The following is a 14,622-nucleotide window of genomic DNA, read 5'->3' on the forward strand; positions in this document are numbered from 1 at the left end:
ACTGGGGGCTTGGTATCTTGTTTGGATACCTTATTTATAAACTTATCCTTGCATTTATCAGCTAAACGAAACTAAAATTATGAAGCTAAGTCAATTTAAGAAAGAGGTCTACGTAGATAGAAGGAAGAAACTGGCCCATAAAATTCCGGGAGGAAAAATATTTCTGCAGGGAAATAGAGAGAGTTCTGTTAATTTCAAAGACAATTGGTACCCCTTTCGACAAGACAGTACATTTCTATATTATTGCGGATTGAATATTGCCAATCTAGACGTCATTATCGATGCCAATACAGGCGAAACAACTTTATATGGTAATGATTTGAGCATAGATGATATAGTGTGGACCGGCCCTTTACCCAATCTGGAAGAACTTGCTGAGCGAGTTGGAATTGAAAAGGTAAAACCATTGGCAAACCTTAATAAAGATTTGGACGGTAACTTGCATTTTCTCCCTCCCTACAGACCCTTACATGAAATGCGACTTCAAGGTTTGGGTGAGCCTTCCGAAGAATTAATTGAAGCGGTCGTCAACCAAAGGAACAAGAAATCGCCAGAGGAAATCGAAGCCCTTCACGAAGCATGTACCAGAACCAGTAGAATGCACTTTGAAGTAATGGCTAATGCAAAACGGTCTATGAAAGAATACGAATTGATCGCCATTGCGCAAGCCTATGCAAGGGGCCAGAATGCCGACTTCAGCTTTCTACCCATTTGCACCACCCAGGGTCATATACTGCACAATCATTCTTATGACAACACCCTGAATTCGGGCGATATGGTTTTGTTTGACGGTGGATTAGAATCTAATCAACTGTACGCCGGAGACATGACCAGGACCTTTCCAGTCGATCGCAAATTTACTGCGATGCAAGCTGATCTTTATCAAATCGTTTTAAATGCACAAAAAACAGCTATCAGAAACTGCAAAGCAGGAGCCAAATTTGTGGATATACATCTTGCATCCTCCAAAACATTGGCAGCAGGATTGATAGAATTAGGAATCATGAAAGGCGATGCCGAAGAAGCTGTCGCTCAGGGAGCTCACACCATGTTCTTTCAATGCGGCTTAGGTCATTTGATGGGATTGGATGTGCACGATATGGAAAACCTGGGAGAACAGTTTGTAGGCTACGGTGGCGGCATGCTGAAATCTAAAGAATTTGGACTTAAATCTTTAAGATTAGGACGTTCTCTTGAAGAAGGATTTGTCATTACCATAGAGCCGGGCATTTATATTATTCCACAATTGATCGACATGTGGGAAGCTGAAGGAAAATACTCAGATTTCATAGATTATAAAGCCCTGAATCATCTGAGTGATTTTGGTGGAATCAGAATCGAAGATGATTATGTCATAACGGAAAGTGGATTACAACTTTTGGGGGAACCCCTGGCTAAGGAAATTAAGGAAGTAGAAGAAATCAGAGCTGCTGCTAATCAATAGCTATACTGGGACAAATATAGTTAGGTATGATACCGGTACTTTTGATATACGTACGCATTTGAGTTTCAGAAGTATTCCCTGAAAGGACCAGCGCAGTGGACATCCCAAATTTATTTCCTCCCATAATGTCCGTTCTGAGCGTATCGCCGACCATTAGAATTTCATTCCGTTCTACTCTTATCTTCTTGCTTAGACGCTCATAGGCATAGATAAACATCTGAGAATCGGGCTTACCGAAGTAAATAAATTTTTTCTTACTGATTTTCTCTACCATTCTTGCAATTGCTCCCGTTGCAATATTAACTTCTCTCGTACTAACTGGATAAGTATTATCTGTGTTGGCTACAATAACAGGAATACTTTTAAGCCGCAAAAGATTAACGCATTTGTTGATATGAGTTTGCCACTCGAAACCTTCATCATCGAGAAAAACAAGTGCAGAAACTTCTTCTATTTGGTCAATGTCCAGATCATTAATAGGAACTGTCGGCCTGCCCAGGCCTTGGACATAAAATGATGAACCCGGCGTTCCTACATAGACAATGGTTCCTTTCTTGATCTTATTTCTGAGGAATGCGCGAGCCATCATACCTGAACTGATTATATCCTCTTCATCCACCAATTCCAGACCAAGCCTATGAAAATTAGCTGCTAGTTCTTTAGGACTTCTCGAAGAATCATTGGTCAAAATGATGATTTCTTTATCCAGTGACCTCATGTGTTTAACGCTTTCAACGACGCCTTCGATGATACCATGAGCATTCTTTATTACTCCAAAAGAGTCTAAAAAAATAGCTTTATACTTTCTTTGTACAGCTTCAAAACTGCTCAATTTCATCCTATGTCCCGCACTCATAAATTCAACTTTTTAAGATATATATTTGTATCTAATTGATCGTCCAAATGGGGCAAGAATTGATAAGATTCTGATTGTAATTTATAACTATAATCATCATGGAAAAACCTTCGACCTTCTCGAACTACATAATTTAGAATAAAAAATCGATAGCCCTCTTTAATAAAATGAAGTTCATTAGGGTCCAGCGGAAATACTTCATGGTAGTTCTTCAGAAAAAGCAAAAACCTGTCTTCTTTCAATATATCAAAGTTATAGTGAAACACAGTTTGATCACCAATATTCGACACAACTCTTGCCAGAAAATAGAAATCCAAGATTCTTGAATCTACTCTGAACCAATCATAGTCCCATCTTGAAAACAATGCGAAATTTTCAGAGACACTGAAATTACCAATGTTCCAATCAAGAAAAACAGGAATTTTGTTGAATGCTCTATAATGAAGATCATCGCATCTGGACAAGAATATCGAGATTTGCTCTTTGACTAAGTTACTGTTATGTGAAAAATGCGAATGACCATCACTTAAGTCTCTTTTCAGATGTCTGATGTCATCAAATATATCCTTGTTGGACTCGGGAAGCGTCTTACGAATCTGGTTGCAGCAAAGATGAAAATGGGCAATGCTTCTTGCTAATTTTACAATTTGCGTTTCATCTAATCTTCTGGGCGGCCTTTTATTAATTTTGACAGGGAGATAAAAAACCAAAGAGGCGTCAACATCCGCATCTTTATATCGATATATATAAAGACTTCTACCTTTCATTAGTGACCTGGCCAAAAATCCATCAAAAGGTAATCCGAGATTATTGCTCAAGGCATTGATAATCACATGATCGTTAGAAAATGCTTCATGCATGCCGAAGTAAGATAGTTTAGCAAACAAGATATTTCTATCATCCAGATCAATTTTATAAACTGCATTAGTAGAAACCTCGACACTAATATTAGTAACCTTCTTAATGCTTCTGATATCTCCGTAGCCTTCCCAGGCTTTCTTAATAATGGCGGTGTAATCTATGTTCACGATGTCCGAATGTAATATAAAAAATTCGTAAGTAGAAAGGAGCGCATAAATAAAAAGAGCCGTCCATGAAGACAGCTCTTATTGCTATGCGGAGGAGGAGGGATTCGAACCCCCGGTACGCGTTAACGCACGCCGGTTTTCAAGACCGGTGCATTCAACCAGCTCTGCCACTCCTCCTTGAAGCGGACACAAAAGTACATTTCATTTCTGAAAGGAAAAATAATTTATAAAGTTTTTTGTGGCCTTAAAAAGGAAAAAGGCACTCGATCTTTTTCGGGCGCCTTTTTAACTCGTTTAAAGTAGCTGAGCAGCTACATGAAAACATTAACTAAACCTAATTACTAATTACTACTTACTTTTTTATATCTTATACTAATGCTGCCATATCCCTGATAAGAATACTCTTACGCTTGAAATATATCAGATTAGATTTTTTCAAATCATTTAATACTGAAGTCACCGTTTGCCGGCTTGTACCAGTAAAGTTTGCAATATCCTGTTGTGTTAAACTGTGCTTCAGCAACATTTCAAACCCTACTTTTCGACCTTGATTTCTTGCATTATCCTTGAGAAAATCAATAATTCTTGCTCTTGCATCCTTGATGATGAGCGATTCTAGTCTCCTTTCAGTATTTTTCAGCTTTCTGCCTAACATCGAAATCAACTTCATGCTCAATTTGGAATTGTTTCTCACCACTTCCTTAAAATCGTCAACTTTCATGACATAGTAGAAAGTAGCCGAGTCCATTGTTTTGGCAAAGTCACTTCTCTTTTCCTCTCCAAGCAAGGACAATTCTCCAAACATTGCTTTCGGATGCAATATGGCTTTAATCACTTCCTTTCCTTCGCTGGAATGTGTTCCTATTTTCACGGTTCCCTTTTCCAGAAAAAATATACTATCTGTCAGATCACCAGCCTGGTAGATAAAATGATATTTAGGAGATTCTTTTTTATCTATTATACTTGCCAGCTTAACTAACTCTGAATGGGGGAGGTCCTCAAAAAGAGGAAAATTTCTCAAAAAATCTGCTTTGATCTGAATTTCCACGTCACTTTTTTTTCTTGTTTCAAACACTTATTACTTATTGATAAGGTCTTCATAATTGCGTCTGAATTAAAGACACTCACTCAGTGGCACTCCCCTACTGGTTCTTTTTAAATTGGAAGATAGTTGACAATCTCCCAACATAACTCACTGATATACAATTGTTATAATTCTTACAAACTAAAAATTATAATATGTAAATTTTATATATATTGAAAATACTATCAGGATCTCCTCACCATGAAGCGTAGGACTTTGGCCAAAAACACCAGCTGAATGTAGGAAAGCTAATATATTATTGATATGAGCGTACAAAATAAACGGCCCTGATAGTAGTGGAGAGATTTAAGCAGGAATTAATCAACGGCAAAAGACTAATCACTGAAGAAAATAGCTGTTCTCAGCAATTACTAAACCAAAGTATATATCCGTGAAATTCGTTGTTTACAGTTAGAATTAGTATAATTCGATCGTATTGATCGTACTCGAGTAACCTGTAAATAAGCCTAATCCATTTTCAAAATTACTATACGAAATGACTGGTTCTGATAAAGAAACCGTTTGTGAAGCCACCTGCTTGGAGTAAGATTTATAATATTGATAAGCATGACCAGTTATGGTCACCAATTCAAAATGGATCTCTTCTAGTTCAAATTGTACTGGAATAAATTTTTCATTGACGAGCGTTAGTGCAATGTCATCTGATATTTTATCTGTATCGACGAGGAGACCTTCATTGAACTTAGAATAATAGCAACCATTTTTACCAGATCTTATTTCCTTGATTAACAAATCTTCTCTTTCACCATCTGCATTTCTAAAAAATGGTTTGACTACAAAGTACCGATGCTCAGACTCTTTAAGAGGGACTCTTATTTGGACTTCAAGATTTTTATGCTTTGGGTTAAATTGCTCAGTACTATACTTTTCTAACAAGTACTTACTTATAAAGTTGGGATCTGGGATGACAGTTGTTCCTACAATAGGTGAAATACTATTGTCATCTTTTAGAGAAATTTTCAAACCGTATTCAACACCCGGTTCAGGTCGAAATGATCCTTGTGAAACAAACGCTTTTTCCCTTGATAAATAACGGAACCCAGGGTCATCTAATGGTTTTCCGTCTTTTAGCAGCACTACTTTAGCATCTGCCTGCTTGGGATAAAAATAATCATCTTCTGTATTCAGTCCGGGTGCAACATTGACTTTAACTTTAATTTTGTCCTCAGGAGTAATCTCTGAAAATGCATAAAGTTTCGTATGTCCTCCTTCTACATTAAAGAAGGCATCTTGCTCACAGGAATAAAAAAACAGAAGGCCGAATAAAAAGTAAGTTAGTCGCTTCACTGTAATCCTAGTTGGTTTCAAATTTCTCAATTGTAAATGTACAAATTACATTTGGATTCTCATTATTTTTAACATATTACAAATTCTTCATAAGTGTCTGATAATCATATATATAAAGATACGAATCTTATGTCCAATGGGGTGGATAAAATAGACTTCTGCAAGCCTCGTTACTTATTTAATTTATACCTAATACATAAGTTTTAGAATGTCAGACTGTAGCTAACAGAGGGAAGTATAGGTAAAATTGATATTTGTTTTTTCTGTGGGGTTTCTTCAGGGTTTTCACTTCTTCTTACATAGAAGAATAATGGATTTCTCCAGTCGAAAACATTGTACACACCAATAGAAAGCTTTTGCCTTCCCCAGCTATATTTGTTGTAAATGTTGACAGACACATCGATTCTTTTGTAATCTGGCAACTGTGTATTGTTCTTTTTCAGAAAAATATTGACAAAGAGTGGTTCATCTTCGCTCGGTTTTATGGTATTAGATGGGACAGTCACCCAATTTCCGGTGAGATAGATTGCATTGGCAGCCAATTCAATATTTTTATTGACTCTATATGTAAAATTTGAATTAATCATATGTCTTCGATCGTATCTAAATGGATACACTTCACCATTATTGATCTCCGCAAATTGTCGGGATGCCTTCGACCAGGTATATGAGACAGTGTTCTTAAATTTGCCAACATTCTTAACTAAAGTAGATTCAAATCCATAACTTAACCCGGTGCCTACCGGAATTTCTGTTTCCCAATCTACCCCACTGTTGATATCCAGGACTGGTCCTTCACGCAAGGTTAAAATTCTATTTAACCTTTTGAAAAAGCCACCGATTTCCAGATAACCAAATTCAGTAAATCTGCTTAAAAAGCTACCACTAACTTGCCAAGCTGATTCCGGTCTTAGTCTGTCAGTGGTGGGCAACCATATGTCAGTTGGTAATCCGAGTCCAGAGGTGGTCAGTAAGTGCAAAAACTGGTTGGATCTTGAAAATGTAAATCTAAGCAAGTGATCTTCGGTCAATTCTGAATTGATAATGATAGAAGGTAACAAAGCATAAAAGTTTGTTCCCCTGGATCTTATTAATGATGACCTAAGACCTAAAGTCACATCAATAGCTTCAGTAGCCTTTATTCGGTCTTCGACGTATACATTGGCTTCAAATCCGACTTCCTTGATTGGTTGTAAATTATCTACAAGATTTTCACGAGTCAGGATTTCGTCTATTCCTATCAAAGAATCCGCCTCACTAATGACCGCTAATCCAGGATCGAATTGATGCCTGACCAGATCAGTACCAAATTGCAGTTGATGTCGGTTCGTGGCATTGTAGTTAAAATCCATTCTAAAACCAGCATCTGTTATTTTACTTTGAAACAAACTTCCATTGTAAATCAAATCGATTGGCCTCCTTTCAATCTCCCACTTGGTCTGTTCATTCTTGAAAGCATCGAATGCGAATTGCGAATAATAGGCAGTGGTATTAAGAAAGAGTTTCTTCCCAGCTTTTGAACTCAATCTCGCCGAAACAATTCTATTACCCCAGCTCCAAGAAGTTTCAAAATTATCGAAAGTGTCTAGAGAATCTTTTCTGGCTTCAATGATGGTATTGTCACTAAATCCATCGCTTCCTTCATAATAGCTGAGGTAAAAAGTAGAACTCTTACCCACTTGAAATTTTAATTTACCATTGATGTCATAAAAAGTATAGTCTACCTGGCCATTATTGCCTTGTGCATTTTTAAAGGCTCTGGAACCGGATCTTATCCATGCATCCACGATGGACCTTCTTCCTGATATGATAAATGAACTTTTATCTTTGACTATAGGGCCCTCCAATGTAAACTTCGCAGAAATGGTTCCCAGCGAGAAGTCACCTGAATATTTTTGGAGATTACCCTCTTTGGTCCTTATATCCATTACTGAAGATAATCTTCCACCATATTTTGCAGGAAAAGCGTCTTTATAGAGTTTTGCACTTTTGATCATGGATGTATTAAAAATTGAAAACATTCCCAGAGTATGACCGGTATTGTATACCGGTACACCATCAAGCAGTATGAGGTTTTGATCTACCGAGCCTCCACGAACATTGATGCCACCCAAACCATCTGCACCAGTAGAAACTCCTGGCTGCATTCCTGCCAATCTTATTATATCAGGATCTCCTCCTAATGCTGTCATATTATTTAATATGTGAATTGGAAAGGTATTAACGTCCTGAATGTTGTTTTTCTTTACCAATCTGGTATCTTCGATAATGATTTCATTAAGAAGAATATTAGGTGTCATTTTAATGACATGGTTCTTTTCCTTTGAATCTAGAATGGCTGTATTGGCCTCGTAGCCCAGATAGGTAAATCGAAGACTGACCAATGAGTCCTTAGAAGAAAAACTAAAAAAGCCATATTCGTTAGTAAAAACACCAATGTTGGCTTTACTGCTATATACATTGGCATACGCCAGGCGCTCTCTACTGTTGGCATCTTCAATATAACCTGAGAAAATAAACTTACCCTCTTCGTCTTTATTTTCGTTTTTGGTGATCACGACCTGACCAGCTATGTATTCAAATTCTAAATTGGTATCTGCAAGTAATACCGTCAGTACATCAGATAAGGTCTCTTCCCGTATATTAATAGAAACAATGTAGTCTGGAGAAATAATAGTGGGGTCAAAAGCAATATTAATATTTGTAAGGGTACTGATATCGACTAAAACCTTGTTAAGTGGTTTCTCATAACAGGTATATGACACCTTTTTCTCCGCAAGCTCAATTTGTGATTGCAGAATCCAGGGAAAAAGTATCAAGAATAGTAGTAATATTTTTTTTGCCATAATCCTCAACTTAAATGCGGGCAAAATCATGCCAAAGTCATCAGGTTTCGAATACTTCAGTCTGGGCAAAAAAAAAGCTTCTGATCAACAGAAGCTTTAAATAGTATTGCTTATACTTTTAATTACATGGGTCCGCATTGATAGAGTACTTTGCATCACCTTGCTTAGTGATGGTCAAATTTCTATTCTTGTATGCAGCCTCAATGACTTTAATAGTGTTATTAATATTTTCTTTATCAAATTCTATAGGACTGGTAAACGTGCAATTTTCAAGGCCCTCAGATTCGAATTCGAAATCCACATCATAAACTCTTTCTAAAATTCCAAATACATAAGTATACTTAGAATCTTCAAAACGATACTTATTGGTTACAAAGAAATCAGCGTTGGAAACTGCCAACTGTTCTTTGGCGAGAAACATTTTCTCTGAAGTATCGTAGTACAATTTCTCATTCATCGTGACATCCATTGACATGCTACTTCCTTCCGGGGTTACCCTTACAGTGCCTTCTTTCACTTCCACTTCCATCAAACCATCTTTATTGGCTGTATTCACGGAAAAAGAAGTACCAAGTACCTGGACATTAGCTGCTTCAGTTCTGATGATAAAAGGTTTTTTCTTATTTTCTTCGACATCAAAGAAAGCTTCACCTTCTAAAATCACTTCCCTATTTCCATTTATAAATTTGCTAGGATAGGTAAAAGTAGATTTTTCATTTACCCAAACTTTAGTTCCATCCACCAAATCAATCGACTTCACTTCATTTGTGATGGTTGAAACCATTAGCTGATCAACATTAAGCGAGTTAGAAACTTGCCAGACTATAAGCGCTCCTATGAGAATAACACCGATCGCAGCGTATTTCATCCAATCCTTAATAGGATTTAATGGAATTACTTTAGCCGGTTGTTGTGAAGGAAGATCGGCCTGTAGCCTTTTTTGAAATTTTTGAAAACTCTTATCTACGTCAGGTTCGTACGTAGGAGTATAACCCTTAGATAATTCCCACACCTGGGAAACTTTCTGCTGCTCTTCTACATTTTGTGAAGAATGGGCTAACCAATCAATCAAAAGCTGCCTGTCGGCACCGTCTAACTGATCAGTAAGTTGCCTGTGCAGCAACGTCATTACTGATTTGTCATGCATAATTTTAAGCGTATATTAACAGTAAGACACTACTTATCAAATGTCCCCCTACTCAAATTAAGAAATTTTTATATCTCTTTATCCAAATAAGGATTTACTGCTATCTTTAATATCTTCAAAGCCTTTGAAATCTGATTCTCTACGGTTTTAATAGAAATTTCAAGTGCGGCTGCTATTTCCTTATAGCTCATTTCTTCAAATCTACTCATCATAAATACGATTCGACATTTCTCTGGTAGAGTGTCAATCGCATCATTGATAATCTCTTGAAGCTCCATAGCTTCTAAACTCTTTTCAGAGCTCCTAACGGAAATATTAACCACTGCATCGTCATCGTCGTTATCAAACTTCATCTTTTTACTACGTATGTAGTTCAAAGCTTTGTTGATAGCGGCGCGTTTCAGATAGGCTTTCAAAGAACTGGTAATCTGAATTTTTTCCCTCTTTCTCCACAACTCATAAAACACATCTTGAGCTAGATCTTCTGTAAGATTTGGATCAGGAATTATCTTATAAACAGCACTACAAATGTAAGAATAATACTGTTTAAAAATCTTCTCTATCGCTCCATCATCCGAATCATTCAGAAACGCAACAAGCTCTTTGTCTGTGTAGTTGCTCATATAGCCACCTTGGTCAAAGGTTTATAAATTTAATTATTCAGAAAGTAAAAAATGTACTTATGTAAACTATTTACCTAAAAAAATTCTTCAATCCTATAATAAGCAACAATCATGCAATTTAACATGAAATCAATATATTACAAAATTAAATAATATAAAAATTGAAGTTAATCAGTGCATTCTTACACTTAAAAATATAAAATAAAATTTGGTTGACGAAATTCACGAACAATCTGAGCACAATTTTCATTATTGTAGTAGAGAAGAAACTGAATTTCTTCACTACTTTTAATTAATTGCAATTAAACTACTTAAAATGAATTCTAAATTTATAGCCTTTCTTTTTGTGATCTCATTTCTAACCTTGTCTTGTAAGAATACTTCTGAAACAGAGAATGTTTCAGATGAAAATATGGAAATGAATTCGGAGGAAAAGAAATTTACCATCAGCCCTTTCTCAGACTCTCCTGCGTTTCCGGATGCAGAGATTACCTCTGTCAACTATCAAAATAGTAAATTTAGCTTTGGCATCGAAGCAACAGATTATCAATTGGGAGAGCAGACCTCGGATGCATCAACTAAGATGTGTGCTAATTCGGATAAAGGTCAACACATCCATCTGATTGTCGACAACGAACCTTATGCTGCGAAATACACTGCAGATTTTGACTACGAAATTGAAGACGGTGAGCATCACATGCTTGCTTTTCTTAGTAGATCATATCACGAATCCATCAAAACTGATGCTGCTCATGTAGCAAAGAAAATAACGGTGAATGGTAACAGTATCACAGAGGAGTCCGACATCGAAGAGCCCATGCTGTTTTATAGCAGACCTAAAGGAAGCTATGTAGGAAAAGACACTGAAAAGATCATGTTAGATTTCTACCTGGTCAATACTAATTTGTCAGCGGATGGTTACAAAGTGAAAGCTGAAATCAATGGGGAGGAACACATGCTTGATACTTGGCAGCCCTACTTTGTAGAAGGTCTGCCCATGGGTATCAACTCCATCAGATTAACACTGGTAGATAAAGACGGCAATAGAGTAGATACCCCTCTTAATCCCGTGACCAGAACATTTGAATTAATGGAGGATCCGGCACCTGCAGATTAAATGAGCTGGTCTGGAAAACTATAAGAAGTGTAATAACAATTAGCCTCCTTCATCAGAAGGAGGCTTTTTTTTTATAAACCAGGCTTTACTTGAACCTAAAATCGCATTGCGAAAAAAAATTAAAATTTGAAGGCTGCCAAATTCAATTTAATAAAGTAAAAACTGTATTTTTGCCGTCGCTTTTGACAAAAAGTGCAAAATGGTGGTTGTAGCTCAGTTGGTTAGAGCGCCTGATTGTGGTTCAGGAAGTCGTGGGTTCAAATCCCATCTTCCACCCTTTAAAAAAAGACATCTCCATACTGGAGATGTCTTTTAATTTTTTACAAACTTCTTTACATAGTTTCCTAACTGAATCACATATAATCCAGGCAAAAGATTATAAATATCAATAGTGTCTTCGTTTATGTGTCCTTTCTGTATGATCTGACCTTGATAATTAAAGATGAAATAAGAAAGATGGTCTTTTGTGACATTTACCTTTAGATATTCATTGGCCGGGTTGGGTGAGATTTCTAGTAATGAACTCTGATCATTCTGTATACGACTACTTCTATCCACAAATGCCTTTACCTCTACCCTATCAGAGGTACACGATAGCGCGAATTCCTGGAAGATGGGTTCAAAAAAGGAATAGTAGACATCCTGGCCGCCTGTAGAACCACGTAATATTACGTTTTTAGTATTGGAAAAAAGAGGATATATTCCCTCGTCATAAGAGCTCCGTTCAAATCTGGGCGACTTGTGACCAAAGTTTTCGATATTCAATTTAGAATCAGTTTTTAACTGATAGTAATTAGAAGGCGCCAGGGCAAAGTCTAAATAAACCAGAGATTCACCGGGACCGACCAATACTTCCTTTTCGGCTATCACCCTTCCCCAATAGTCCACCACCTGAAATCTTCTGACTGCAGATCTATCTGTGTAGCACTTTACTGAAATGAGTTTAGTGTGAAAACTATCTATGGAAAAAATTAAGCCTCCATTGATCTGATCCGGAGGAAATCCCATTTCTATTTCGGGTATATCGATTTCAAATGAATCCAGTAGGATGGAATCTACTCTATTTACCGCATAAAAAAAAGTGTCATTAAGCACTTTATGAACAGTGAAATGGTTTCCTTCAGCAATCACTTCGTCTGAAGAGGGATCTGTGTACCATAGGATTTGTTTACCCGATGCCACGAGTTCAAGATTTTCACCAGCTTCGATGGTACCTATGACCCACCCCGGCGTATCCACTTCCATAATGGGTAACTCTAATAGAGGTGTAACGTATTCTTGCGAACAGCTTTCATAATTCAGATAAATGCTGTCGGTGACTTGAAATACTTGGCTTAATTCATTTGATCCATTGGGCCACCAACTGTCCAGATCATGCTTTATTGCTGTCACTGTAGCATCTTTGCAGTATATTCTCTGTGGTGTGTCCAAATCTACTGTAGGTACAGCATAGTTTTCCTCAGATTCAATGCAAATTAATCCAGTCCTGAGCTCTATATTTTCCAAAAAAAGAAAGCCACTATAGCATCCCGGGACATCAGTAACAAATTCACAAGAAGTACTGAAGTCCGGCCAAAAGTACTGTTCGTATCCATAAGCGGATATTGAAAACGTCTCTTCTGGACATAATACTTGCTTGTCTGTCCATATGATTTCAGGGAAATTGATTGGTCCTGAGTTTTGCACTATGAGATGATGGTGATTAGTGACTAAGTCATGAAATATATCAGTTGTACCATCCGGCCATTCTACAATTACGGAGTCAATGATTCCTATGCCCGGTAGCCCGAAAATAATATGCCTGGAATTTCCTGTTCCATAACTCACCCCAGATTTCAATTCATATATCTGTTGGCCATTTTTATACTTGATCACCACTTTTGTGCCTATGGCATCTCTATTGACTGCAGTGCCAATGAGACTTAGTTTTAAATATTGATTTTGATTGCCCTGGTTAAAGAAAATTTCATCTGGTTCATATTCATTGATGTTAATAAGGGTTTCATTAAAGCTGGCGTAAATGTCCAGAAAGCCATCATTATTAAGATCTCCTACGGCTAATGATCTGGCTTCTTTTTCATCTAAAAAAGTCTGATCCTCAGTAAAGCTAAAGTCTCCTTGATTCCAAAAAATCTTTGACCCATATCCTCCTATCAGTATATCTTTATAACCATTGTTATCGAAATCCCTAACGATCAGTTGGATCCCTTCTAGTATTTCATTCCAGTAGTCCCCTATTGCCTTCTTTGTATACTGACCGTCTCCCATGTTTTCATAAATGAAATTTCCACCGGTGTGATTAAGCATGATCACATCCAAATCGAGGTCGTTGTCCAAGTCAGCAAATTCCGTCACCCAGGTTTGTTCACCTACATTTAACTGATAATTAGCTGCATTTTCTACAAATACACCCTCGACATTTTCCCACAGTTGATTTACCCTCCTGGGGTCGAGTGCATCCTCTACGCCCAATCTACATTTGGAAATATACAGGTCTCGATCTCCATCCAGATCAAAATCAGTCCAAATGGCACCATAGTTTCCAGACGCTTCTTCACCTATCGCTTTAAAATCAATAGGAAAAAAAGTCTGAAACTGCATTCCGTTCTTACTTTCCCAAAGCTTGGGAGCACCTTCATCGTCATTGACAAGAATATCGACTAATCCATCCTGATTAATATCATTCAAAGCAATATTCTGTGTATAGAAATCAGAAGAACTTTTGAAAGCTTGCAAATAGTTTTCAGTGCCAAAAAATTTCTTGTAAATCTTAAGACCATCGTAGTATCCTCCCAACAGTACCTCCCCTATCCCATCGTTATCTAAATCTGCAACATTGATCCCATATTGAGATCCATTTGCTACTCTGCCAAAGTTGTGAAATGAAAATTGATCTCTGTTGAGTGTTTGGTAGAACATCTTTAATCGATTTCCCTGATCTAACAGTACTATATCATCTAAGAAATCACCATTAATATCTGCTACTGCAATCGGTGTAATTGAATTCACGAGATCTTGTCCAAAAGGCATGCGAGAGCCTTCAAATTCACTTTGAGCTAATGTGAGTATGGGTAGGAATAGGCACAGTAAAAGTCTAATGTTCAAACTGTAATATATTTAAACAAATAAAGATATAATTTTATCTTCGCTTTGAATAAAAACCTACTTT

10 protein-coding genes and 2 tRNA genes are annotated in these 14,622 nt (G+C 37.1%); 3 read left to right on the forward strand and 9 right to left on the reverse strand.

All coding sequences use genetic code 11. The features are described 5' to 3' along the window. The first annotated feature begins 79 nt into the window (after positions 1-79). Positions 80-1,444: an aminopeptidase P family protein gene (locus L2567_RS01510; RefSeq protein WP_235295916.1), complete on the forward strand. Its 1,365-nt coding sequence runs from the start codon at positions 80-82 to the stop codon at positions 1,442-1,444. On the opposite strand, the gene L2567_RS01515 is transcribed toward L2567_RS01510, so the two are convergent. The 8 genes from L2567_RS01515 to L2567_RS01550 form a co-directional block, all read right to left on the reverse strand. Further along, positions 1,434-2,300 (reverse strand): HAD-IIA family hydrolase, encoded by an 867-nt coding sequence (locus L2567_RS01515; protein ID WP_235295917.1) that lies wholly within the window; start codon positions 2,298-2,300, stop codon positions 1,434-1,436. The genes L2567_RS01510 and L2567_RS01515 overlap by 11 nt on opposite strands. After that, positions 2,297-3,328, reverse strand: coding sequence for a hypothetical protein (locus tag L2567_RS01520; protein WP_235295918.1), 1,032 nt, complete (start codon positions 3,326-3,328; stop codon positions 2,297-2,299). Before L2567_RS01520 ends, L2567_RS01515 begins: the two co-directional genes overlap by 4 nt. Positions 3,329-3,417: 89 nt before the next feature. Continuing rightward, a tRNA-Ser gene (locus L2567_RS01525) sits at positions 3,418-3,505 on the reverse strand. A gap of 190 nt (positions 3,506-3,695) precedes the next feature. Continuing rightward, positions 3,696-4,403, reverse strand: a complete 708-nt coding sequence (locus tag L2567_RS01530) for a Crp/Fnr family transcriptional regulator (RefSeq protein ID WP_235295919.1) — start codon at positions 4,401-4,403, stop codon at positions 3,696-3,698. Positions 4,404-4,829: 426 nt separating this feature from the next. After that, positions 4,830-5,720, reverse strand: coding sequence for a DUF4249 family protein (locus tag L2567_RS01535; protein WP_235295920.1), 891 nt, complete (start codon positions 5,718-5,720; stop codon positions 4,830-4,832). Positions 5,721-5,923: 203 nt separating this feature from the next. Next, positions 5,924-8,566 (reverse strand): TonB-dependent receptor, encoded by a 2,643-nt coding sequence (locus L2567_RS01540; RefSeq protein WP_235295921.1) that lies wholly within the window; start codon positions 8,564-8,566, stop codon positions 5,924-5,926. 118 nt (positions 8,567-8,684) lie between these two features. Next, entirely contained in the window at positions 8,685-9,713 is a 1,029-nt protein-coding gene (locus L2567_RS01545) for a FecR family protein (RefSeq protein ID WP_235295922.1), read from the reverse strand. 68 nt (positions 9,714-9,781) lie between these two features. Further along, positions 9,782-10,336 (reverse strand): RNA polymerase sigma-70 factor, encoded by a 555-nt coding sequence (locus L2567_RS01550; RefSeq protein ID WP_235295923.1) that lies wholly within the window; start codon positions 10,334-10,336, stop codon positions 9,782-9,784. 316 nt (positions 10,337-10,652) lie between these two features. Here L2567_RS01550 and L2567_RS01555 point away from each other — a divergent pair, with 316 nt between their 5' ends. Both L2567_RS01555 and L2567_RS01560 read left to right on the forward strand, forming a co-directional pair. Next, complete coding sequence (locus L2567_RS01555; protein WP_235295924.1) at positions 10,653-11,453, forward strand: hypothetical protein; 801 nt, start codon at positions 10,653-10,655, stop codon at positions 11,451-11,453. A gap of 201 nt (positions 11,454-11,654) precedes the next feature. Further along, positions 11,655-11,730, forward strand: a tRNA-His gene (locus L2567_RS01560). A gap of 35 nt (positions 11,731-11,765) precedes the next feature. Here L2567_RS01560 and L2567_RS01565 read toward each other — a convergent pair. After that, positions 11,766-14,558: an FG-GAP-like repeat-containing protein gene (locus tag L2567_RS01565; protein ID WP_235295925.1), complete on the reverse strand. Its 2,793-nt coding sequence runs from the start codon at positions 14,556-14,558 to the stop codon at positions 11,766-11,768. Positions 14,559-14,622: the final 64 nt, after the last annotated feature.

Origin of the sequence: Portibacter marinus (assembly GCF_021533195.1) — a bacterium.
GTDB classification, from domain to species: Bacteria; Bacteroidota; Bacteroidia; order Chitinophagales; family Saprospiraceae; genus Portibacter; species Portibacter marinus.